Source organism: Streptomyces aidingensis (assembly GCF_900112355.1).
In the GTDB taxonomy this organism is placed as follows: domain Bacteria; phylum Actinomycetota; class Actinomycetes; order Streptomycetales; family Streptomycetaceae; genus Streptomyces; species Streptomyces aidingensis.
Map to the genome: position 1 here is coordinate 25395 of NZ_FOLM01000009.1, position 23671 is coordinate 49065.

General features: G+C 74.8%; 20 protein-coding genes. 19 read left to right on the forward strand and 1 reads right to left on the reverse strand.

Going from position 1 to position 23671, the window contains the following annotated elements; genetic code table 11:
- Window positions 1-114 precede the first annotated feature (114 nt).
- The 8 genes from BM242_RS16760 (at window position 115) to BM242_RS16795 (ending at window position 8711) form a co-directional block, all read left to right on the forward strand.
- Entirely contained in the window at window positions 115-1260 is a 1146-nt protein-coding gene (locus tag BM242_RS16760; protein ID WP_093839668.1) for a quinone-dependent dihydroorotate dehydrogenase, read from the forward strand.
- Window positions 1257-2156 carry an orotidine-5'-phosphate decarboxylase gene (gene pyrF / locus BM242_RS16765; protein WP_093839669.1) on the forward strand — a complete coding sequence of 300 codons (900 nt, stop codon included), beginning with the start codon at window positions 1257-1259 and terminating at the stop codon, window positions 2154-2156. The genes BM242_RS16760 and pyrF overlap by 4 nt, the downstream gene beginning before the upstream one ends.
- A gap of 309 nt (window positions 2157-2465) precedes the next feature.
- Entirely contained in the window at window positions 2466-2789 is a 324-nt protein-coding gene (locus BM242_RS16770; RefSeq protein WP_093839670.1) for an integration host factor, read from the forward strand.
- A gap of 37 nt (window positions 2790-2826) precedes the next feature.
- A complete protein-coding gene (gmk, locus tag BM242_RS16775) occupies window positions 2827-3420 on the forward strand; it encodes a guanylate kinase (RefSeq protein ID WP_093839671.1) in 594 nt (197 codons plus the stop codon).
- A gap of 128 nt (window positions 3421-3548) precedes the next feature.
- A complete protein-coding gene (gene rpoZ / locus BM242_RS16780; protein WP_093839672.1) occupies window positions 3549-3821 on the forward strand; it encodes a DNA-directed RNA polymerase subunit omega in 273 nt (90 codons plus the stop codon).
- A 6-nt stretch (window positions 3822-3827) separates the two neighbouring features.
- Window positions 3828-5090 (forward strand): bifunctional phosphopantothenoylcysteine decarboxylase/phosphopantothenate--cysteine ligase CoaBC, encoded by a 1263-nt coding sequence (gene coaBC, locus BM242_RS16785; RefSeq protein WP_245834197.1) that lies wholly within the window; start codon window positions 3828-3830, stop codon window positions 5088-5090.
- Between the two features lie 191 nt (window positions 5091-5281).
- Complete coding sequence (gene metK / locus BM242_RS16790) at window positions 5282-6490, forward strand: methionine adenosyltransferase (protein ID WP_093839674.1); 1209 nt, start codon at window positions 5282-5284, stop codon at window positions 6488-6490.
- Between the two features lie 85 nt (window positions 6491-6575).
- On the forward strand, window positions 6576-8711 hold the full coding sequence (locus tag BM242_RS16795; RefSeq protein WP_093839675.1) for a primosomal protein N': 2136 nt from the start codon (window positions 6576-6578) through the stop codon (window positions 8709-8711).
- Window positions 8712-8826: 115 nt separating this feature from the next.
- Here the strand turns inward: BM242_RS16795 and BM242_RS16800 are convergent, their stop codons facing one another.
- Window positions 8827-9285, reverse strand: coding sequence for a hypothetical protein (locus BM242_RS16800; protein WP_093839676.1), 459 nt, complete (start codon window positions 9283-9285; stop codon window positions 8827-8829).
- A 352-nt stretch (window positions 9286-9637) separates the two neighbouring features.
- Between BM242_RS16800 and fmt the strand changes: the two genes are divergently transcribed.
- The 11 genes from fmt to BM242_RS16855 all read left to right on the forward strand — a co-directional run bounded on the left by fmt (window position 9638) and on the right by BM242_RS16855 (window position 23631).
- Complete coding sequence (fmt, locus tag BM242_RS16805; RefSeq protein WP_093839677.1) at window positions 9638-10570, forward strand: methionyl-tRNA formyltransferase; 933 nt, start codon at window positions 9638-9640, stop codon at window positions 10568-10570.
- 206 nt (window positions 10571-10776) lie between these two features.
- Window positions 10777-12270, forward strand: a complete 1494-nt coding sequence (locus BM242_RS16810; protein ID WP_093839678.1) for an RsmB/NOP family class I SAM-dependent RNA methyltransferase — start codon at window positions 10777-10779, stop codon at window positions 12268-12270.
- A 90-nt stretch (window positions 12271-12360) separates the two neighbouring features.
- Window positions 12361-13032: a ribulose-phosphate 3-epimerase gene (gene rpe / locus BM242_RS16815; RefSeq protein ID WP_093839679.1), complete on the forward strand. Its 672-nt coding sequence runs from the start codon at window positions 12361-12363 to the stop codon at window positions 13030-13032.
- A gap of 321 nt (window positions 13033-13353) precedes the next feature.
- A complete protein-coding gene (locus tag BM242_RS16820; protein ID WP_175541457.1) occupies window positions 13354-14340 on the forward strand; it encodes a sugar-binding transcriptional regulator in 987 nt (328 codons plus the stop codon).
- A 184-nt stretch (window positions 14341-14524) separates the two neighbouring features.
- A complete protein-coding gene (locus BM242_RS16825) occupies window positions 14525-15961 on the forward strand; it encodes a GuaB1 family IMP dehydrogenase-related protein (RefSeq protein WP_093839681.1) in 1437 nt (478 codons plus the stop codon).
- Window positions 15962-16004: 43 nt separating this feature from the next.
- Window positions 16005-16718, forward strand: a complete 714-nt coding sequence (locus tag BM242_RS16830) for a class I SAM-dependent methyltransferase (protein ID WP_093839682.1) — start codon at window positions 16005-16007, stop codon at window positions 16716-16718.
- A gap of 45 nt (window positions 16719-16763) precedes the next feature.
- On the forward strand, window positions 16764-17243 hold the full coding sequence (locus tag BM242_RS16835; RefSeq protein WP_093839683.1) for an Lrp/AsnC family transcriptional regulator: 480 nt from the start codon (window positions 16764-16766) through the stop codon (window positions 17241-17243).
- Between the two features lie 199 nt (window positions 17244-17442).
- Window positions 17443-18261: a carbon-nitrogen hydrolase family protein gene (locus BM242_RS16840; RefSeq protein ID WP_093839684.1), complete on the forward strand. Its 819-nt coding sequence runs from the start codon at window positions 17443-17445 to the stop codon at window positions 18259-18261.
- Between the two features lie 49 nt (window positions 18262-18310).
- Window positions 18311-20035, forward strand: a complete 1725-nt coding sequence (locus BM242_RS16845; RefSeq protein WP_093839685.1) for a flavin monoamine oxidase family protein — start codon at window positions 18311-18313, stop codon at window positions 20033-20035.
- 178 nt (window positions 20036-20213) lie between these two features.
- Window positions 20214-21377 carry a MalY/PatB family protein gene (locus BM242_RS16850; protein WP_425443877.1) on the forward strand — a complete coding sequence of 388 codons (1164 nt, stop codon included), beginning with the start codon at window positions 20214-20216 and terminating at the stop codon, window positions 21375-21377.
- A gap of 316 nt (window positions 21378-21693) precedes the next feature.
- A complete protein-coding gene (locus BM242_RS16855; RefSeq protein WP_093839687.1) occupies window positions 21694-23631 on the forward strand; it encodes an ABC transporter ATP-binding protein in 1938 nt (645 codons plus the stop codon).
- Window positions 23632-23671: the final 40 nt, after the last annotated feature.

The window sequence follows — 23671 nt, forward strand, 5'->3', positions numbered from 1 at the left end:
CGCCCGGTCCGGCCCCGGGCGCGGGGAACGGGCCGGGCCGGGCGCGGCCCGGCGACAGACAACGGCAGCGGCGCCCCCGGCGGGCGCCGCGCACACAGAAAGCAGCACCGCGCCATGCATCCTGCGCAGCACCGGGCCTACCGGTTGCTCTTCCGGCTGGCCTTCGCCCGGATGGACCCGGAGCGGGCCCACCGGCTGGCCTTCTCCTGGATCCGGGCGGCGGCCCGGGTGCCCGGTGTGCGGGACGCCGCCGCCCGGGTGCTCGGCCCCCGCGACGACGCCCTGCGGATCACCGCCCTCGGCATGGACCTGCCCGGCCCCTTCGGCCTGGCCGCCGGCTTCGACAAGAACGCGGCCGGCCTCGACGGCCTGGCCATGCTGGGCTTCGACCACATCGAGATCGGTACCGTCACCGGGCAGGCGCAGCCGGGCAATCCGCCCCGGCGGCTGTTCCGGCTGGTGGCCGACCGCGCGCTGATCAACCGGATGGGCTTCAACAACGAGGGCTCGGCGGCGGTGGCCGAGCGGCTGCGCCGCCGCCGCGCCGGCCGGCCGCCGTTCCCCGGCGCCGTGGTCGGCGTCAACATCGGCCGGACCAAGGCCGTCCCCGAGCGGGACGCGGTCGCCGACTACGTCACCTCGGCCGAGCGGCTGGCCCCGTACGCCGACTACCTGGTGGTCAATGTCAGCTCGCCCAACACCCCAGGGCTGCGCGACCTCCAGGCCACCGAGCGGCTGCGCCCGCTGCTCACCGCGGTGCGCGGGGCCGCCGCCCGGGCCGTCCCCGAGCGGCGGGTCCCGCTGCTGGTCAAGATCGCCCCGGATCTGGCGGACGAGGACATCGACGCGGTCGCCGATCTGGCCGTGGAACTCGGCCTGGACGGCATCATCGCCACCAACACCACCATCGGCCGGGACGGGCTGTCCGCGCCGGCCGAGGAGATCGCCCGCATCGGGCCCGGCGGCCTTTCCGGCGCCCCGCTCAAGCGGCGCTCGCTGGCCGTGCTGCGCCGGCTGTACGCCCGGGTGGGCGACCGGCTGGTGCTGATCGGGGTGGGCGGTGTCGAGGACGCCGAGGACGCCTGGCAGCGGGTGCTGGCCGGGGCCACCCTGGTCCAGGGCTACAGCGCCTTCGTCTACCGCGGCCCGTTCTGGCCGCGGGCGGTCCGCAAGGGCCTGGCGGCCAGGCTGCGCACCAGCCCCTATCCCACCCTCGCCGACGCCGTCGGCGCCGGCGTCCGGAAGGCGGAATCCCGATGACCGGCACCCCCGGCGCCGCCGCCGAGCCGTTCGGCATCCGGCTGCGGCGGGCGATGGACACCCGTGGCCCGCTCTGCGTGGGCATCGACCCGCACGCCTCGCTGCTGGCCGAGTGGGGCCTGGACGACGATGTGGCCGGCCTGGAGCGCTTCACCCGCACCGTGGTGGAGTCGCTGGCCGACCGGGTGGCGGTGTTCAAGCCGCAGGCCGCCTTCTTCGAGCGCTTCGGCTCCCGGGGCCTTGCGGTGCTGGAACACGCCATCGCCGACGCCCGCGCGGCCGGCGCGCTGGTGCTGACCGACGCCAAACGCGGTGACATCGGCTCCACCATGGCCGCCTACGCCGATGCCTTTCTCACCCCCGGCAGCCCGCTGTGCTCCGACGCCGTGACGCTGAGCCCGTATCTGGGCTTCGGGTCGCTGCGGCCCGCCCTGGACGCGGCGCGGCGCCACGGCGGCGGGGTGTTCGTCCTCGCCCTGACCTCCAATCCGGAGGGCGCCGAGGTGCAGCGGGCCACCGCCGCGGACGGGCGCCCGGTGGCCCAGGTGATCCTGGACCGGCTCGCCGAGGAGAACCGGGGCGCCGGGGTGCTGGGTTCCTTCGGCGCGGTGGTCGGCGCCACCCTGGCCGAGACGGGGGTGGATCTGGCGACGGGCGGGCCGCTGCTGGCGCCGGGGCTGGGTGCCCAGGGCGCGCGGGCCGCGGACCTGCCGCGGCTGTTCGGCGCCGCCCTGCCCCGGGTGCTGCCCTCGGTCAGCCGCGGGGTGCTGCGGCGCGGCCCTTCGGCGGACGGGCTGCGGCGGGCCGTGCGGGAGGAGACGGAACGGCTGGCGGCGGTGCTGCCCGGCCCGGTCCGGGCCCCCGGGGAACCCGGGGAACGGGTGTCGGAACGGTGAGCCGGACGCCGCTGCGGGGCCGCGCGGGGGTATGCCCGCCGCGGACCGGGCCCCGCCTGCTCGCCGGACGGACGGATTCCAGACGGATACCCGACGGAAAACCCCCGTGTTTTTATCCTGGAATGTCCTTTTCGATCGAGGCTGACCAGGAGTTTTCGGCTGATCTCGCTGACTGTGGCGCGTTGGGCCGCTAGTCTCCGACGAGAGCGGAGTTGCAGGGCGCGTTGCATGTTGCTCCGCCCGGTGCGGGGCCGTTAGGTTCCTCACCTAATCCGTATCCGACAGTTCGACACCTGAGGTGACGTAGGCGTGGCTCTTCCGCCCCTTACCCCTGAACAGCGCGCTGCCGCGCTCGAAAAGGCCGCCGCGGCTCGCCGGGAGCGCGCCGAGGTCAAGAATCGGCTCAAGCACTCCGGCGCCTCGCTCCACGAGGTCATCAAGCAGGGCCAGGAGAACGATGTCATCGGCAAGATGAAAGTCTCCGCCCTGCTCGAGTCCATGCCCGGTGTGGGCAAGGTCCGGGCCAAGCAGATCATGGAGCGGATCGGCATCTCCGAGAGCCGGCGAGTCCGAGGACTCGGCTCCAACCAGATCGCGGCCCTTGAGCGTGAATTCGGGGCCGGCTCGTCCTGAATTTCTCGGCGCGGCGGGTAGCCGGGATAATCACCGCATGAGTGGTGCATCCCGGGGGGCGGCCCCCGCAACACCGGCCGGTCGTCCGCGGCTGACCGTGCTCTCCGGCCCCTCCGGGGTCGGCAAGAGCACGGTCGTCGCGCACCTCCGCAAGGCCCATCCCGAGGTCTGGCTCTCGGTGTCGGCCACCACGCGGAGACCACGCCCGGGCGAGCGGCACGGTGTGCAGTACTTCTTTGTCGAGGACGAGGAGTTCGACAAGCTCATCGCCAACGGGGAGCTGCTGGAGTGGGCCGAGTTCGCGGGCCACCGCTACGGCACTCCCCGTCGGCCTGTCCTGGACCGGCTGGAGGCCGGCGAGCCGGTGCTGCTGGAGATCGACCTCCAGGGTGCCCGGCAGGTGCGCGAGGCCATGCCGGACGCCCGGCTGGTCTTCCTCGCGCCGCCGTCCTGGGACGAGCTGGTGCGCCGGCTCACCGGGCGCGGCACCGAGCCTCCCGAGATCATCCGCCGCCGGCTGGACGCCGCCCGGATCGAGCTGGCCGCCGAGGCGGAGTTCGACATCACCCTGGTCAACACCTCGGTCGAGGCCGTGGTGAGCGAACTGCTAGCCTTGATGCGTCTGTCCTGACCTGCTCCGGTCCGTCCCCGCCCGCCCCGGCGCGACCGCCGGGCCGCACGCAGTACACGCAGGTCACGCAGCACACGTACCGCACGACATCACGCAACTCACCACGCAACCCATCACGGAGGCAGCGCGTGTCCTCTTCCATCGCCCCGCCGGAGGGCATCATCAACCCTCCGATCGACGAGCTGCTTGAGGCCACCGACTCGAAGTACAGCCTGGTGATCTACGCCGCCAAGCGGGCCCGCCAGATCAACGCGTACTACTCGCAGCTCGGCGAGGGCCTCCTGGAGTATGTCGGCCCGCTGGTGGACACCCATGTGCACGAGAAGCCGCTGTCCATCTCGCTGCGCGAGATCAACGCCGGTCTGCTGACCGCCGAGGCCATCGACGGCCCGACCGAGTAACGGCCCGTGGCAGAGCCAGCGGCCTCACCGGACGGGCCCGTGCCCCGGGAACGCCCCGAGGTGGTGCTCGGCGTGAGCGGCGGCATCGCCGCCTACAAGGCCTGCGAACTGCTGCGGCGGTTCACCGAGTCCGGGCACGCGGTCACCGTGGTGCCCACCGCCGCCGCCCTGCACTTCGTCGGCGAGGCCACCTGGTCGGCGCTGTCCGGCCGGCCGGCCGCCACCGAGGTGTGGGAATCCGTCCACCAGGTGCCGCACGTGCGCATCGGCCGGCGCGCCGATCTGGTGGTGGTGGCCCCCGCCACCGCCGACGTGCTGGCCCGGGCGGCCCACGGCCTGGCCGCCGATCTGCTCACCAACACCCTGCTCACCGCCCGGTGCCCGGTGGTCTACGCGCCCGCCATGCACACCGAGATGTGGGAGCATCCGGCCACCCGGGAGAACGTCGCCACCCTGCGCCGCCGCGGGGCGGTGGTGGTCGAGCCCGCGGTGGGGCGGCTGACCGGCGCGGACACCGGAAAGGGCCGGCTCCCCGAGCCGGAGGCCCTGTTCGAGCTCTGCCGCCGGGTGCTGGCCCGCGGCCCGCGCGCCCTGGAGCCGGACCTGGCCGGACGTCATGTGGTGATCAGCGCGGGCGGCACCCGGGAGCCGCTGGACCCGGTCCGCTATCTGGGCAACCGCTCCTCGGGCAAGCAGGGATACGCCCTGGCCCGGACCGCGCTGGCCCGCGGCGCCCGGGTCACCCTGATCGCCGCCAACGCCGCGCTGCCCGATCCGGCCGGCGCCGAGGTGGTCCCGGTGGGCACCGCCGAGGAACTGCGCCAGGCCGTCACCAAGGCGGCGTCCGGCGCCGACGCGGTGGTGATGGCCGCGGCCGTGGCCGATTTCCGGCCCGCGGCCCGCTCCGGCAGCAAGATCAAGAAGCGGGAGGGCCAGGAGCCGGAGCCGGTCCGGCTGGTCCGCAACCCCGACATCCTGGCCGCGCTGTCCGCCGCGCGCGGTGCCCCGGGGCAGCTCGTCGTCGGCTTCGCCGCGGAGACCGACGATGTGCTCGCCAACGGCCGTGCCAAGCTGGCCCGCAAGGGCTGCGACCTGCTGGTGGTGAACCGGGTGGGGGAGGGGCTGGCATTCGGGACCGAGGAGAACGAAGCCGTGATCCTGGACGCCCGGGGGCCGGAGACGGTGGTGCCGCGCGGCCCCAAGGACGAGCTGGCCGACCGGGTCTGGGACGCCGTGGTGGCCCGCTGGAGCGGCGCACCACCCCGCTGACCTCGGCACCGGCCGGGCACCGGCCCCGGACGGGTGCCCGGCCGGAAGCGGTGCGCGCCCAGTAACTGGACAGACCCTGCCCGCGTCCGTGTCCGGACCGATATGCTGGCCGGGAACGGCCGTCGTGCCGAACGCCGTGGCCGTGCATTCCTCTTCGTCAGTCAGCAGCCGCTGCAAACCCAGGGAGCGCCGTGTCCCGCCGCCTGTTCACCTCGGAATCCGTGACCGAGGGCCACCCGGACAAGATCGCCGATCAGATCAGCGACACCATTCTCGACGCCCTCCTCAAGGAGGACCCGGCCTCCCGGGTCGCCGTGGAGACCCTGATCACCACCGGCCTGGTGCATGTCGCGGGCGAGGTCACCACCAAGGCCTACGCGGACATCGCGGGCCTGGTGCGCGGCAAGATCCTGGACATCGGCTACGACTCCTCCAAGAAGGGCTTCGACGGCGCGTCCTGCGGTGTCTCGGTGTCCATCGGCGCCCAGTCCCCGGACATCGCCCAGGGCGTGGACACCGCCTACGAGGCCCGGGTCGAGGGCGATGACGACGAGCTGGACCGGCAGGGCGCCGGCGACCAGGGCCTGATGTTCGGCTACGCCTGCGACGACACCCCCGAGCTGATGCCGCTGCCGATCATCCTCGCCCACCGGCTGGCCGCCCGGCTGACCGAGGCCCGGAAGAACGGCACCATCCCCTACCTGCGGCCGGACGGCAAGACCCAGGTCACCATCGAGTACGACGGCGACCGGCCGGTGCGGCTGGACACCGTGGTGGTCTCCAGCCAGCACGCCTCCGACATCGACCTGGAGTCGCTGCTCACCCCGGACATCCGGGAGTTCGTGGTGGAGCCGGAGCTGGCCGCGCTGGCGGAGCAGGGCCTGGAGCTGACCACCGAGGGCTACCGGCTGCTGGTCAACCCCACCGGACGGTTCGAGATCGGCGGCCCGATGGGCGACGCCGGACTCACCGGCCGGAAGATCATCATCGACACCTACGGCGGCATGGCGCGGCACGGCGGCGGCGCCTTCTCCGGCAAGGACCCCTCCAAGGTGGACCGCTCGGCCGCCTACGCCATGCGCTGGGTCGCCAAGAACGTGGTCGCCGCCGGGCTGGCCCGCCGCTGCGAGGTGCAGGTCGCCTACGCCATCGGCAAGGCCGAGCCGGTGGGACTGTTCGTGGAGACCTTCGGCACCGCCGCCGTCGGACCGGACCGGATCGAGAAGGCCATCGGGGACGTCTTCGACCTCCGCCCGGCCGCCATCATCCGGGACCTGGATCTGCTGCGGCCGATCTACGCCCAGACCGCCGCCTACGGCCACTTCGGCCGGGAACTGCCGGACTTCACCTGGGAGACCACCGACCGGGTGGACGCCCTGCGCCGCGCCGCCGGCCGCTGAGCCCGGCCGCCCGTGCGCTGATCCGCCGCCGCCGGGCCTCCGGGCCCGGCGGCGGAGCGCTGTCGGCCCGGTCTGGTGTACTGGGCTGGTGAGCAGCGCTGGGAAGGGGGACGCGGGGGCGGGCGCCGAGCAGCTCCCGCTGATCCGGGCGGCCCGCGGGCGGGCCGCGCCCCGCGCCCGGCCGCGCACCTGGCGCGGTGCCCCCCTCGCCGAGCGGCTGCCGGTGGCCCGGGTGCTGGTCGACAAGGGCCAGCTCCATCTCGACCGCTACTTCGACTACGCCGTGCCCGCGGCCATGGACGACCGGGCCCGGCCCGGTGTCCGGGTCCGGGTCCGGTTCGGTGCCGGGGAGCGCGGCGGGCGCCGCGAGGGCGGCCGGCTGATCAACGGCTTCCTGGTCGAACGCGTCGCGGAGAGCGACTTTCCCGGGGTGCTGGCCCCGATCGCCCAGGTGCTCTCCACCGAGCAGGTGCTCGGGCCGGGGCTGCTGCGGCTGTGCCGCTCGGTCGCCGACCGCTATGCCGGCTCGCTCGCCGATGTGGTGCAGCTCGCCGTGCCGCCGCGGGTGGCACGGGTGGAGGAGGAGCCCGCGGCGGCGCCGCTGCCGCCGCCCGCCGCGCCCGGGCCGGGCGGCTGGCACCGCTACCCCGAGGGCCCCGCCTTCCTGCACGCCCTCGCCGCCGGCGGCACACCGCGCGCCGTATGGTCCGCGCTGCCCGGCCCCGGCTGGCCGGAGGAACTGGCCAGGGCCCTGGCCACGGCACTGGCGGCCGGGCGCGGTGCCCTGGCGGTGCTGCCCGACGGGCGGGCCGCCGCCCGGGTGGACGCCGCGCTCACCGCGCTGACCGGCCCGGGACGGCATGTGCTGCTCACCGCCGAATCCGGCCCGGAGATCCGCTACCGCCGCTGGCTGGCGGTCAGCCGTGGCGCGGTGCGGGCCGTGATCGGCACCCGCGCCGCCATGTTCGCGCCGGTCCGCGAGCTGGGCCTGGCGGCCGTCTGGGACGACGGCGACTCCTCGCACCGGGACGACCACGCCCCCCAGCCGCACGCCCGGGACGTGCTGCTGCTGCGCGCCGCCCAGGAGCGCGCCGCCTTTCTGTGCGGCGGACACGCCTGCACGGCGGAGGCCGCGCAGTTGGTGGAGGCCGGCTGGGCCCGGCCGCTGGCCGCCGCCCGGGAGACGGTGCGGGCGGTGGCGCCGCGGGTCCGTACCGTCACCGAGACCGATGAGAGCCGGGACGAGGCCGCCCGCGCCGCCCGGCTGCCCACCCTGGCCTGGCAGGCCATCCGGGACGGTCTGGCCCTGGGGCCGGTGCTGGTCCAGGTGCCCCGCCGCGGCTATGTGCCGCGGCTGGCGTGCGAGGACTGCCGCTCGCCGGCCCGCTGCGCCCGCTGCGGCGGCCCGCTGGCCGCGCCGGGACCGGGCGGGACACCGGAATGCGGCTGGTGCGGGGAGGCCGCGCCGCAGTGGCACTGCCCGGTCTGCGGCGGCCTCCGGCTGCGGGCCAGGGTGGTCGGCGCCCGGCGCACCGCCGAGGAACTCGGCCGGGCCTTTCCTTCGGTGACGGTGCGCACCTCCGGCCGGGACCAGATCCTGGCCGGCGTGCCCGACCGGCCGTTGCTGGTGGTCAGCACCCCGGGCGCCGAGCCGCTGGTGACGGGGGGGCCGGGCTATGCCGCGGCGGTGCTGCTGGACGGCTGGGCCCTGCTGGGCCGGCCCGATCTGCGGGCCGGCGAGGAGGCGCTGCGGCGCTGGCTCAACGCCGCGGCGCTGGTCCGCCCGGCGCCGGACGGCGGCCGGGTGGTGGTGCTGGCCGAGCCGGCCGAGCGGGCCGTGCAGGCGCTGGTCCGCTGGGACCCGGCCGGATACGTCGTCCGGGAGCTCGCCGACCGTGCGGCGCTGGGGCTGCCGCCGGCCCATCGGATGGCCTCGGTGGCCGGGCCGGAGGAGGCGGTGCGCGCGCTGCTCGGCACGGTGGCGCTGCCGCGGGACGCCGTGGTGCTGGGCCCGGTGGCCCTGCCGCCCGCCCCGGGGGGCACAGCCCGCCGCCCGGGCGGGCCGGCTCCGGGCGAGGTGTGGCACCGGGCGCTGATCCGGGTGCCGCTGGGCGGCGGCGCGCCGCTCGCCGCGGCCCTGAAGTCCGCCCAGGCCACCCGCCTGGCCCACGGCGATCCGGCCACCGCCCGGGTCCGCATCGACCCCGCCGACATCGGCTGACTCCTTCCGCGAAGCGGCCCGTCGCCGCCCGCGGCGTCCGGCAGCCGCGCCGCCGGCCGGCCGGGTGCGGGGCGTCACCGGTGCGGCCGGGCACCGTGGTGGCCGTGCCGCGGGGTCAGCCGCTGCGGGGGGCGGGGAGGACTCCCGCTCTGGCCGGGTCCGGGGCCGGACGGGCCTGGGGAACGGCGGAGGGCTCGCCGGGCGCCGGCTCCGCGGACGGCGCCGGCGGGGTGCGGCGGGAGCCGTAGCGGCGGTGCACCGCCTGCTTGGTCACCCCGAGCGCGGAGCCCACCGCGTCCCAGGAGAAGCCCAGTGAGCGGTCGAAGTCCACGGCCGCGGTGACCAGCGCCTCCACACTCTCCCTCAGCTCCTGGGCCAGCCGCACGGTCGGCGCCGGGGCCCGGCCGTAGACCACGAAGCCGCTGGCCGAGGAGGTGCGGCGCGGGCGGTAGACATTGCCCAACTGGGTGCTCAGTGTGCGCAGTGCGTCCACTTGGCGGCGCACCCTTTCGATGTCCCGCACCAGCATGTGCAGACTGGCCCGTGCCTGGGCGTCGGGGGAGTGGTCGGCCATGATCAGCCTCTCGAACCGGAGAGAGCGGGGCCGTGGCCCGGCCCCCGGGCGGTCAATCCGCCTTGACCAACGTCCGACCGCCGCCGGTGGTCACGGCGGGAGGCGCATCAACTCCCCCGCAAGGCGCGCGCCCTGGGCGCGCCACCGCGCCGGGGACCGTCCGGCCGTAGACTGTTGCGTCCGCGCCGGGGCACCGGACGCCGGGGCACCGGACGCCGGACACGGGCACCGGCCCCGCGATCAGGACCCGGAAACCGGTACAGACCAGTACAGAACAGTACGGATCAGTACAGAACAGTACGGACCAGTACGGACCAGTACAACAGACCAGTACAGAGGTGACTGCCGCACCATGAGGCTCGTCTTCGCAGGTACCCCCGAGGTGGCCGTGCCGTCGCTGGACGCCCTGCTGTCCGCCGGCCGGCACCGGGTCGTGGCCGTGGTGACCCGGCCGGACGCGCCGGCGGGCCGCGGCAGGCGGCTGGCGGCCAGCCCGGTCGCGGAACGCGCCGCGGAGGCGGGCATCGAGGTGCTGAAGCCGGAGACCCCGCGCGACCCGGCCTTCCAGGACCGGCTGCGGGAGCTGGCCCCCGACTGCTGCCCGGTGGTGGCCTTCGGCGGCCTGCTGCCCCGGGCGGCGCTGGACATCCCGCCGCACGGCTGGGTCAATCTGCATTTCTCCCTGCTGCCGGCCTGGCGCGGCGCCGCGCCCGTGCAGCATGCCGTGATGGCCGGCGACGAGATCACCGGCGCCAGCACCTTCCGGATCGAGAAGGGGCTGGACTCCGGGCCGGTCTACGGCACGGTGACGGAGCGGATCCGTCCCACCGACACCAGCGGTGACCTGCTCACCCGCCTGGCCTTCGCCGGCGCCGGGCTGCTCGCCGCCACCGTGGACGGCATCGCCGACGGCAGCCTGGAGCCGGTGCCGCAGCCCGCCGAGGGCGTCACCATGGCGCCGAAGCTCACCGTGGAGGACGCCCGGGTGGACTGGAAGGCCCCCGCCCTGCGGGTGGACCGGGTGGTGCGCGGCTGCTCGCCGGCGCCCGGCGCCTGGACCGTGGTCCGCGGCGAGCGGCTCAAGCTGCGCCAGGTCGCGCCGGTCCCCGGCCGCACCGGGCTGGCGCCCGGTGAACTCGCGGTCGGCAAGCACCAGGTGTACGCCGGCACCGGCTCGCACGCGGTGGAGCTGCTCTGGGTGCAGCCGCAGGGCAGGAAGCCGATGGCCGCGGCCGACTGGGCGCGCGGCGCCCGGATCTCCTCCGGCGAGCGCCTGGGCGACTGATGCCCTGACCCGACGCCGCCGTGTTTCCCGGCGGCCCTGCGGGCGGGCGGCCCCGTGACGGCCGGGCGTACCGTCGTACCCGGGGCCCCGGCCGTTCCCTTCCGGGCCGGGCCCGCCACGGCCCGGGCGGGACACCCGCGTCCCGGCCCCCGCGCGCCCGCCGTCGCACCCCGCAACCGTATCCCCGTACCGCCGGAGCACCGATCGTGAGCACTCGGCCGCGCCGACCCGCCGCCCCCGCCCCGTCCGCCTCCTCGCAGCGCCGCTACCGGCGGCCCCGCAAGGATCCCGTGCGGCTGGTCGCGCACCAGGCGCTGCGCGCCGTGCAGGAGCGCGACGCCTACGCCAACCTGGTGCTGCCGCCGCTGCTGGCCAAGGCCCGCCGGGCGGGCGAGCTCGACGCGCGGGACGCCGCCCTGGCCACCGAGCTGGTCTACGGCGCCCTGCGCCATCAGGGCACCTACCGGGCGGTGCTGGCCGCCTGCGTGGACCGCCCGCTGGACCGGGTGGACCCGCCGGTGCTGGATGTGCTGGTGCTGGGCACGCACCAGGTGCTGGGCACCCGGATCCCCAGCCACGCGGCGGTCTCCACCGCCGTGGAGCTGGCCCGCTCGGTGCTCGGCGACGGCCGGGCCAAGTTCGTCAACGCGGTGCTGCGCAAGGTGGCCCGGCACGGCCTGGAGGAGTGGCTGGCGCAGATCGCCCCGGAGTGGGAGCGGGACCCGGAGGGGTATCTGAGCGTGGTGCACTCCCATCCGCGGTGGGTGGTCTCCGCGCTGTGGGACGCGCTCGGCGGTGACCGGGCCGGGATCGAGGCCCTGCTGGCCGCCGACAACCAGCGGCCCGGGGTGACGCTGGCCGCCCGGCCGGGCCGGACCACCGCCGGGGAACTGCTGCGCGGCGGCAGCGGCGGCGCCGGTGCCGGCGCGGCGGACGGGGAGGGGGAGGGGGAGCTGGCGGCGGGCCGCTGGTCCCCGTACGCGGTGCGACTGGCGCACGGCGGCGACCCGGCGGCGCTGGCCGCGGTGCGCGACGGCCGGGCCGGAGTGCAGGACGAGGGCAGCCAGCTCACCGCGCTGGCGCTCGCCGCCGCCCCGCTGGGCGGCGGGCCGGACGCCCGCTGGCTCGATCTGTGCGCGGGTCCCGGCGGCAAGGCCGCCCTGCTGGCCGGGCTGGCCGCGGAGCGCGGGGCACTGCTGGTGGCCGCCGAGAAGCAGCCGCACCGGGCCCGGCTGGTGGCCCGTGCGCTGGCCGGCACCCCCGGCCCGTACCAGGTGATCACCGCGGACGGCACCCGGCCGCCGTGGCGGCCGGGAACCTTCGACCGGGTGCTGGCCGATGTGCCGTGCACCGGACTGGGCGCGCTGCGCCGCCGTCCGGAGGCGCGCTGGCGGCGCCGGCCGCAGGATCTGGCGCGGCTCGGCCCGCTGCAGCGGGAGCTGCTGCGCCGGGCGCTGGAGTCGGCCCGGCCGGGCGGGGTGGTCGCCTATGTGACCTGCTCACCGCATCTGGCGGAGACCCGGGCGGTGGTGGCGGACGTGCTGCACCGGCCGCCGGCCGGGCTGGCGGCGGAACCGCTGGACGCCCGGCCGCTGCTGCCGGGCGTGCCGGGGCTGGGCGACGGCCCGGGCGTCCAGCTCTGGCCGCATCTGCACGGCACCGACGCCATGCATCTCACGCTGCTGCGCCGCACCCGCTGACCCGCGCGCGGCCGTCCGTCCCCTGCGCCCGGGCGCCGGGGCGGGCCGAGCGGGGCCGGTGAGCGGCGGGGATGCTGAAATACTGAGCGCATGGCACAGATCAATCCCAGCATTCTCGCGGCCGACTTCGCCCGCCTGGCGGCCGAGGCGGAGGCGGTCGAGGGCGCCGACTGGCTCCATGTGGACGTCATGGACAACCACTTCGTGCCCAACCTCACCCTGGGCGTGCCGGTGGTCGAGTCGCTGCGCAAGGCCACCGGCATACCGCTGGACTGCCATCTGATGATCGAGAATCCGGACCGCTGGGCTCCGCAGTATGTGGAGGCGGGCGCCGGGTCGGTCACCTTCCACGCGGAGGCCGCCGCCGCCCCGGTGCGGCTGGCCCGGGAGATCCGTGCCAAGGGGGCGCGCGCCGCCCTGGCGCTCAATCCCGCCACCCCCGTCGAGCCCTACGAGGACCTGCTGCCCGAGCTCGACATGCTGCTGCTGATGACGGTCGAGCCCGGCTTCGGCGGCCAGAAGTTCCTGGATCTGGTGCTGCCCAAGATCCGCCGCGCGCGGCGGCTGATCGAGCGCCACGGGCTGAGGCTGTGGCTCCAGGTCGACGGCGGGGTCTCGGCGGAGACCATCGAGCGCTGTGCCGAGGCCGGCGCCGATGTGTTCGTGGCCGGTTCCGCGGTCTACGGCGCGGAGGATCCGGCCGCCGCGGTGGCCGCGCTGCGCAAGCAGGCGGAGGCCGCCGCCGCCCGGCGCGCCGCATGACCGGCGAAGGCGGCGCAATGTGACGCGGGTCACGCCGACGGTGCCGCGGCCGGGCCGGGGACGCGGGGTGAAAGCCGCATCCGGGGACGGAAGGGCGCGCGGCACGCCACGGGGGCGTGAAGCGTCGCGGGCCCGCCGGCGGCAGCCGGGTGAAGAACCGGCGACATCCTGGTCAATGCGGTCATCCGGCCGGGTGCACCGTGCACATGACGGATCACGCTCCCCGTGGATCTGCGAGGATGAACAGGCAGGACACAGCGGGACGGCAACGGGGAAGACAGAGAGGTGAGTGCGGTGGCCGCGGGACGGTCAGCCACGAGAATGGGCCCCGCCGAGCTGATGCAGGCGGCGGCCATGGCCCGCCGCTTCTACCTGGAGGGGAAATCCAAGATCCAGATCGCCGACGAGTTCGGTGTGAGCCGCTTCAAGGTCGCCCGGGTGCTCGAGTCCGCTGTCGAGCACGACCTGGTGCGCATCGAGATCCGGGTGCCCGCCGAGCTCGACGCCGAGCGCTCCGACGCGCTGCGCGCCCGGTACGGGCTGCGCCATGTGGTGGTCGCCGAGTCGCCGGCCGACGCGCCCGCCAATGCGCACGACGCCGACCACCTGGGCGAGGTCGCCGCCGATCTGATGAGCGAGCTGGTCAACGAGGGGGACGTGCTGGGCCTGGCCTGGGGCCGCTCCACCATTCACATGGCCGCCGCCCTGAAGGAGCTGCCGCCGTGCACCGTGGTGCAGCTCACCGGGGTCTACGACGTGGGCACCGCGGAGCGCGGCTCGGTGGAGGCGGTGCGCCGGGCCGCGGCGGTCTCCGGCGGCGAGGCCCATCCGATCTACGCGCCGATGCTGCTGCCCGACGCCCAGACCGCCGCCGCGCTGCGCGGCCAGACCGGCATCGCGCACGCCTTCGAGTACTTCGACAAGGTGACCGTCGCCGCGGTGTCCATCGGCTCCTGGGAGGCCGGCATCTCCACCGTGCACGACATGCTCAGCGACGAGGAACGGTCGCACTACGCCTCCCTCGGGGCCGCCGCCGAGATGTCCGCGCACCTGTTTGACCTGGAGGGCCGGACCATCGGCCGGGATCTGGGCGAACGGTGCATCACCGTGGAGGCCGAGCGGCTGCGCCGGATTCCCGAGGTGGTGGCCATCGCGGGCGGGCGGCGCAAGGGGGACGCCATCGCCGCCGTGCTCCGCTCCGGGCTGGTCACCAGCCTGGTCACGGACACCGCCGCCGCCGACTATCTGATGCGGGTCCCGCCCGGCCGGCGGCCGGCCCTGGACCGGGTCGATCCCGCGGACCACTGACCGCCGCCGACCGGACTGCCGGCCGGACCGCCGGCCGGACCATGCGGCGGACCGGTTCCCGGGCCGATCGGGGACAATGGGCACAGGAGCCGCCTGCCGCCGCCCGGTGCCCGTGCGCGTCCCGGCGCGGCCGGTGCTGACTCCCACCCGCATGATCCGTACAACCGCAGGTGAGAGAGCCAGCATGCGATTTCTCCATGATGTCCGGCCGCCCTACGACCTGACCTATGACGACGTCTTCATGGTGCCGTCCCGTTCGGCGGTCGCCTCCCGGCAGGACGTCGATCTGGCCGGACCGGACGCCTCCGGCACCACCATCCCCGTGGTGGTGGCCAATATGACCGCGATCGCCGGCCGCCGGATGGCCGAGACGGTCGCCCGCCGCGGCGGCCTGGTGGTGATCCCGCAGGACATCCCGATCGATGTGGTCACCGAGGTCATCGGCTGGGTCAAGCGGCGCCATCTCGTGCTGGACACCCCGATCACCCTGGCCCCCGCCCAGACCGTGGCGGACGCCCTGGCGCTGCTGCCCAAGCGGGCACACGGCGCCGGGGTGGTGGTCTCCGACGGCCGCCCGGTCGGCATCGTCACCGAGACCGACCTCACCGGCGTGGACCGCTTCACCCAGCTCTCCCAGGTGATGTCCGCGGACCTGATGCTGCTGGACGCCGCCATGGACCCGCGCGAGGCCTTCCACCGGCTGGACGCCGCCCACCGCAAGATCGCCCCGGCGGTGGACGCGGACGGCCGGCTGGCCGGCATCCTCAGCCGCAAGGGGGCCCTGCGCGCCACCCTCTACACCCCCGCCGTGGACGACCGGGGCCGGCTGCGGGTCGCCGCCGCCGTCGGCGTCAACGGCGATGTGGCCGGCCGGGCCGAGGCGCTGCTGGCCGGCGGCGCCGACGTGCTGGTGGTGGACACCGCGCACGGCCACCAGGAGACGATGGTCGCCGCGCTGCGCGCGGTGCGCGCCCTGGATCCGCGGGTCCCGGTGGTGGCCGGCAATGTGGTCTCCGCGCAGGGCGTGCGGGATCTGATCGAGGCCGGCGCCGACATCGTCAAGGTCGGCGTCGGACCGGGCGCCATGTGCACCACCCGGATGATGACCGGCGTCGGCCGCCCCCAGTTCTCCGCGGTGCTGGAGTGCGCCGAGGAGGCCCGCCGGCACGGCAAGCACGTCTGGGCGGACGGCGGGGTGCGGCATCCGCGCGATGTGGCCCTGGCGCTGGCCGCGGGCGCGTCCAATGTGATGATCGGTTCCTGGTTCGCCGGGACCCATGAGTCCCCGGGCGATCTCCAGCAGTCCGCGGACGGGCGGCTGTACAAGGAGAGCTTCGGCATGGCCTCGGCCCGCGCGGTGCGCAACCGCACGGCCGAGGAGTCGTCCTACGACCGGGCGCGCAAGGGGCTGTTCGAGGAGGGCATCTCCACCTCCCGGATGTACATCGACCCGGTCCGCCCGGGGGTGGAGGACCTGATCGACGCCATCGTCTCGGGCGTGCGCTCGGCCTGCACCTACGCCGGCGCCGGCGATCTGACCGAGTTCGCGGCGCGGGCCGTGGTCGGGGTGCAGAGCGCGGCCGGCTACGCCGAGGGCAAGCCGCTGCACGCGAGCTGGTGACGCGGGGTTCCCCGGCCGCCGCCGGGCGTGGTCGGATGGGCGCATGACGAGCTCACCGCGGGTCCGGCCGGGTCACTCTGGCACCGGGCCGGGACCGATCACGCCCGACGGCTGCGCCGTGGAGATGTATCTGCGGATGCCGCCGGGGAACGAGCCGGAGGTGATCCGCGGCGCGCTGCCGCCCGGCGCCTCCGTGCTGGAACTGGGCTGCGGCGTCGGCCGGGTGACCCACCCCCTGGTGGCCCACGGCTTCCGGGTCACGGCGGTGGACGAGTCCCCGGAGATGCTGGCGCATGTCCGCGGCGCCCGCACCATCTGCTCGCCCATCGAGGAGCTGACCGGGCACGGGCCGACGGCCGGGGAGCGGTTCGACTGCGTGCTGCTCGGCTCCTTCCTGGTCAACACCGCCGAGCCGGCCACCCGCCGCGCCCTGCTGGAGGTCTGCCGCCGCCATGTGGCGGACGACGGCTGCGTGCTGATCCAGCGGGAGGGCGAGAACTGGTACCGCGACGTCCCCCGCGAGTCACGGCTCGGCGACGCCCTGGTGCGGGTGGTCTCGGCCGAGCCGGCCGGCCCGGAGCTGTACTCGGTGCATGTCGAGTACGTCTTCCCGGACGCCGTGTGGACCCAGACCTTCCGCACCCGGCGGCTGGACGACGCCGCCTTCGAAGCGGCGCTGGCCGAGGCCGGGCTGGCGCCGGCGGGCCGGCTGACCGAGGACCGGATCTGGGTGCGCGCCAGGCCCGTCACGGCCTGAGCAGGGCGGCCCGCCCCGCCGTGCCCGGCGTGGTTCACTTCCCCTGTGCACCTCAGTGAACTGGACGAACGTATCGTGCGCGCGCTCGCCGAGGACGCCCGCCGCTCCTATGCGGACATCGGCGCCGAGGTCGGCCTGTCCGCCCCGGCGGTCAAGCGCCGGGTGGACCGGCTGCGGGAGCAGGGCGCGATCACCGGCTTCACGGTGCGGATCGCGCCGGCCGCCCTGGGCTGGCGGATCGAAGGGCTGATCGAGCTCTACTGCCGTTCCAAGACCTCGCCCGAGGACATCCGCCGGGGCCTGTCCCGCTACCCCGAGGTGGTCTCCGCCTCCACGGTCACCGGTGAGGCGGACGCCGTCGCCCAGGTCCTCGCCGCCGACATGCACCACTTCGAGACCGTGCTGGAGCGCATCGCCGGGGAGCCGTTCGTGGAACGCACCAAGTCGGTCCTGGTGCTGTCCCCGCTGCTGCGCCGCTTCTCCGCGGATGCGGCCCCCGGCGAGCGCGGCCCGGAAGGCCGGTGACGGTCCCCGCGCAACGAATCGCCGGGGCGGGGCCGGAACGCGCAAGGAATCGTGCCCCGACGCGCAAGGGACGGGCCTTGTCGGCCGGCCCGGGCGGCCGTACCGTCGAGGCGTCCCCCTCCGAAGCCCTGAAGGCAATGAACCCGTACGTCCGGCTGCTCCGGATACGTCCGGTCACGTCCAGACCTGCGAGGTTTCCATGACGCCGCTGCGCATCGCCGTGCTCCAGGGCCCGGCCGGGCTGCCGTCCCGTCCCGCCGCCGCTCTGGCCGCCCTGGACGGCACCGCCCGGCGGGCCGCCGCCGAGGGCGCCCGGCTGCTGGTCACCCCGGAACTCTCCCTGACCGGCTACGCCCTGGACGGCGCCCGCGCGGTGGCCCGGCTCGCCCAGCCCGCCGACGGCCCCTGGGCGCGGGCGGCCGGCGAGATCGCCGCCCGGCACGGCATCGCCGTGGTGTACGGCTGGCCGGAGCGCGGCCCCGCCGGCGTGCACAACAGCGTGCAGCTCATCGGCCCGGACGGCAGCCGTCGCGCCGTCTACCGCAAGACCCATCTCTACGGCGCATTCGAGACCGCCGCCTTCGTGCCCGGCACCGAGCAGCTCGTCCAGACCGAGCTGGACGGCCTCCGCCTCGGCCTGCTGATCTGCTACGACATGGAGTTCCCGGAGACGGTGCGGGCCCATGCGCTGGCCGGCACCGACCTGCTGCTGGTGCCCACCGCGCTGATGCGGCCCCACGAGGCGGTGGCCCGCACCCTGGTCCCGGCCCGCGCCCTGGAGAGCCAGCTCTACCTCGCCTATGCCAACCGCTGCGGCCCCGAGGGCGGACACCACTTCACCGGGCTGAGCTGCCTGGCCGCCCCCGACGGCACCGTGCCCGCCCGGGCCGGCACCGGGCCGGAACTGCTCACCGCCGAGGTCGATCCGGAGCGGCTGCGCATCTCGCGCGCCGCCAATCCGTATCTGCGCGACCGCCGCCCCGAACTCTACGGCGCCCTCACCCGGCCCCGGCGCTGAGCCGGCGCCCGTTCCCGTTCCCGTTCCCGTCAGCCAGGAGAACCGCCCGATGACGTCCACGCTGCCCACCGCGGCGCACGACGAGCACCGGCCCGCCGCCGCCCCGGATCTGCCCCCGGTCACCATGTTCGGCCCGGACTTCCCCTTCGCCTACGACGACTATCTGCGCCACCCGGCCGGCCTCGGCCAGATCCCGGCCACCGAGCACGGCACCGAGGTGGCCGTCATCGGGGGCGGCCTGTCGGGCATCGTCACCGCCTACGAACTGATGAAGACCGGTCTGCGGCCGGTGCTCTACGAGGCGGACCGGATCGGCGGACGGCTGCGCACCGAGACCTTCGAGGGCTGCGACCCGTCGCTGATCGCGGAAATGGGCGCGATGCGCTTCCCGCCGTCCTCCACCGCCCTGCGGCACTACATCGATCTGGCCGGACTGACCACCCGGCCGTTCCCCAATCCGCTGGCCCCGGCGACCCCGTCCACCGTGGTGGACCTCAAGGGCCGCAGCCACTACGCCCGCACCCCGGACGATCTGCCGGAGGTCTTCCGCCGGGTGGCCCGGGCCTGGACCGCCTGCCTGGAGGAGGGCGCGCGCTTCTCCGACATGCAGCGGGCCATCCGCGAGCGGGACGTGCCGCGGATCCGGCAGATCTGGTCCGCCCTGGTGGAGAAGCTGGACAACCAGACCTTCTACGGCTTCCTGTGCGCCTCCGAGGCCTTCTCCTCCTTCCGGGACCGGGAGCTCTTCGGCCAGGTCGGCTTCGGCACCGGAGGCTGGGACACCGACTTCCCCAACTCCGTCCTGGAGATCCTGCGGGTGGTCTGCACCGGCGCGGACGACGACCACCGGCTGATCGTGGGCGGCAGCCGGCAGCTTCCCCGGCGGCTGTGGGAGCGGGCGCCGGAGAAGACCGTGCACTGGCCGCGGGGCACCTCGCTGAGCGGTCTGCACGGCGGCACCCCGCGGCCCGCGGTCACCCGGCTGGCCCGCACCGCGGACGGCCGGATCGCCGTCACGGACGCCTCCGGCGCCGTCCGCGACTACCGGGCCGCGGTGTTCACCGCCCAGTCCTGGCTGCTGCTGTCCAAGATCGACTGCGCCGACGAACTGCTGCCCATCGACCACTGGACCGCGGTGGAGCGCACCCACTACATGGAGTCCGCCAAACTCTTCGTCCCGGTGGACCGGCCCTTCTGGCGGGACGAGGCGGTGGACGCGCACGGGCGGCCCACCGGGCGCGACGTGATGTCCATGACGCTCACCGACCGGATGACCCGCGGCACCTATCTGCTGGAGGACGGCCCGGACCGCCCGGCCGTCATGTGCCTGTCCTACACCTGGTGCGACGACAGCCTGAAGTGGCTGCCGCTGAGCGCCGGGGAACGGATGGAGGTGATGCTCAGGTCGCTGGGCGAGATCTATCCGGACGTGGACATCCGCAGGCACCTCATCGGCGGGCCGGTGACCGTCTCCTGGGAGAACGAGCCCTGGTTCATGGGCGCCTTCAAGGCCAATCTGCCCGGCCACTACCGCTACCAGCGGCGGCTGTTCACCCACTTCATGCAGGACCGGCTGCCGGCCGGCAAGCGCGGGCTGTTCCTGGCCGGGGACGACATCTCCTGGACCGCGGGCTGGGCCGAGGGCGCGGTGCAGACCGCGCTGAACGCGGTCTGGGGCGTGCTGCACCACTTCGGCGGGGCGACCGACCCGGCCAACCCCGGCCCGGGCGATGTCTTCGACGCCATCGCCCCGGTCGAACTGCCGGAGGACTGAGGGCCGCCCGGGCGGCGGCGGTCCGCGCTCTGCGGTCCGCGCTCTGCGGCCGGGCGTCCGGGGAGGGAAGGCCCCCTGGCCGTCCGCCGCGCGGTCCGCGACGATGGGCGGGCCGGAGCGGGCGCCGCGCACCGACCCTCATTCCGCCCGGCACCGGAGGCCGCCCGTGACTTCTTCCCTGCCAGATTCCCCCGACGGTTCCGTCCCGGACCCCAATCCGCTGTTCCGGCTCACCGAGGAGCAGCTCCGCCGGCGTACCGGCGCCAAGTGGCAGCGCCACCCGCCCGATGTGCTGCCGCTGTGGATCGCCGAGATGGATGTGCCGCTGCCCGGCCCGGTCGCCCGGGCGCTGACCGAGGCCGTGGCCCTGGGCGACACCGGCTATGCCACCGGCATCGGCTACGCGGAGGCGGTGGACGCCTTCGCGGTCAAGCGCTGGAACTGGCCGGTCCCCGCCGAGCGCACCGCGATGGTGGCCGACATCATGACCGGGCTGGTGGAGCTGGTCCGGCTGGTGGCCGGGCCCGGGGACACCGTGGTGGTCAGCCCGCCGGTCTATCCGCCGTTCTACGGCTTTCTGCGCAACGCCGGACTGCGCGTCGCCGAGGCCCCGCTGGACCCGGCCGGGCGGCTGGACGCGGCGGCCCTGGCCGCGGCGTTCCGGCGCGGCCCGGCCGCCTATGTGCTGTGCAGCCCGCACAATCCGACCGGCACCGTGCACACCGCGGGGGAACTCGCCGAGCTGGCCCGGCTCGCCGGGCGGTACGGGGTGCGGGTGATCGCGGACGAGGTGCACGCCCCGCTGGTGCTGCCCGGAGCGCGGTTCGTGCCCTACCTCACGGTGCCCGGCGCGGAGACCGCCTTCAGCCTGGTCTCCGCCTCCAAGGCATGGCAACTGGCCGGGGCCAAGGCGGCGCTGGCGGTGGCCGGCCCGGGCGCGGCCGGCGATCTGGCCCGGCTGCCGGAAGAGGTGAGCCATGGCCCGAGCCACCTCGGAGTGATCGCCCATATCGCGGCCTTCCGGCACTGCGACGACTGGCTGGACACCCTGCTGGCCGGGCTGGACGGCAACCGCGGGCTGCTCGCCGGGCTGCTGGCCGAGCACCTGCCGCGGGTGCGCTGCCGGCCGCCGGAGGGCGGCTATCTCGCCTGGCTGGACTGCCGGGAGCTGGAGCTGGGCGAGGACCCCGCCGGGGTCTTCCTGGACCGCGGCCGGGTGGCCGTCACCGCCGGCCGGTACTTCGGCACCGGCGGTGCCGGCCATGTCCGGCTGGCCTTCGCCACCCCGCCGCCGCTGCTGGCCGAGGCCGTCCGCCGGCTGGGCCGCGCGGCGGGCGGCTGACCGCCGCACGCGCGGCCTCCCGGCCCCGCGGTCCGCCGCCCCCGCAGCCGTCCGAGCCATGGATCTGCAAAGCCGTCAAAGCCATGTATCCACGTATCTACATGTCCAGGTGTCCATCTGTCTCCTTGTTGTTCTCTCAACCCGCGATCGGACTTCTTCGCCGCTCTGCTGATCGGTATCGGTCACAAGTGTCCGCAGGGGGAGAGAACCGAACAGAAGTAGGCAGGATGACGCATATCCCGTTCACGCACGTGAAGCCGCTGTGACAGTCGTACGCTGGTCGGTTGCCGCTGCCGACCGAGCACGGAAGGAGCCCATGCACCACGACGCCCCTCGGTGGAACCCGCCTCCCAAGGACGCGAGCCACCCGCAGCCCTCAGCACAGGTCCGTCGTATCCTGCGTCTTTTCCGTCCCCACCATGGCCGGCTGGGTCTCGTGGCCCTGCTGGTCGGCGCGTCGTCCCTGGTCGGCGTCGCCTCCCCGTTCCTGCTCCGCGAGATCATCGACACCGCGCTGCCCGCCCGGCGCACCGGACTGCTCGCCCTGCTGGCCCTGGGCATGATCGGTGCCGCGGTGCTCAGCAGCATCTTCAGTGTGCTCCAGACCCTGCTCTCCACCCGGGTCGGCCAGGATGTGATGCACGAGCTGCGCACCCGGGTCTACAGCAAACTCCAGCAGATGCCACTGGCATTCTTCACCCGCACCCGCACCGGTGAGGTGCAGTCGCGGATTGCCGGGGACATCGGCGGCATGCAGGCCACCGTCACCTCCACCGCGACCTCCCTGGTGTCGAACATCACCGCCGTGGTGGCCACCGTGGTCGCCATGCTGGCCCTGGACTGGCGCCTCACCCTGGTCTCCCTGGCCCTGCTGCCCTGCTTCGTCTGGGTGGCCCGCCGGGTGGGCCGGGAGCGCAAACGCATCGTGGCCCAGCGGCAGAAGCAGATGGCCGGAATGGCCGCGCTGGTCACCGAGTCGCTGTCGGTGAGCGGCATTCTGCTGGGCCGCACCATGGGCCGGGCCGATTCCCTCACCCGCACCTTCACCGATGAATCGTCACGCCTGGTGGAGCTGGAGGTCCGCTCCAGCATGGCCGGCCGCTGGCGGATGGCCACCATCGGCATGATCATGGGCGCCCTGCCGCCGCTGCTGTACTGGGCGGCCGGGGTGATGCTCCAGTTCGGCGGGCAGGCGCCGTCCATCGGCACCCTGGTCGCCTTTGTCACCCTCCAGCAGGGCCTGCTCCGCCCGGCCGTGGGGCTGCTCTCCACCGGAGTGGAGGTCCAGGCGTCGCTCGCCCTGTTCCAGCGCATTTTCGAATACCTGGACCTGCGGGTGGACATCACCGAACGGGCCGACCCGGAGCGGATCGACCGCGCCAAGGGCGTGATCCGCTTCGAGAACGTCTCCTTCGCCTATGAACCCGGCGGCCGACCGGTGCTCAGCAATATCGATCTGACCGTGCCGGCCGGCGGCAGCCTGGCGCTGGTGGGCGCCACCGGCGCGGGCAAGAGCACGCTGGGCTATCTGGTGCCGCGGATATACGACGCCACCTCCGGCCGGGTCACCCTGGACGGCGTCGACGTGCGGGATCTGGACTTCGACTCCCTGGCCCGGGCGATCGGCGTGGTCTCCCAGGAGACCTATCTGTTCCACGCCACGGTCGCGGACAATCTGCGGTTCGCCAAGCCCGACGCCACCGACGAGGAGATCGAGGAGGCGGCCCGCGCGGCCCAGATCCACGACCACATCGCCGCACTGCCGGACGGTTACCAGACGCTGGTGGGGGAGCGCGGCTACCGCTTCTCCGGCGGGGAGAAGCAGCGGCTGGCGATCGCCCGGACCATTCTGCGGGACCCGCCCGTGCTGATTCTGGACGAGGCCACCAGCGCCCTGGACACCCGCACCGAGGAGGCGGTGCAGCGCGCCCTGGACGCGCTGTCGGCCGGCCGTACCACCATCACCATCGCCCACCGGCTGTCCACCATCCGGGACGCGGACCAGATCGTGGTGCTGCACGAGGGCCGGATCGCGGAACGCGGCAGCCATGGTGAACTGCTGGCCCTGGACGGCCGCTATGCCGCCCTGGTCCGCCGGGACGCCCGGGTGACCGCACCGGCCCCGGCCGCCACCGCCGCACCGTCCGCATCGCCTGCCCCGTCCGCATCGGCTCCGGAGACCGCTCCGCTGCCGGCCGCCGCTCCGGCGGTGGCCCGCACCCCGGCGTCCGCGCCGCTGGACGCCGCCCGCTGAGAACCGCCCGCCCGGCCAGGCTCCTGCCGGGCGGGACGGC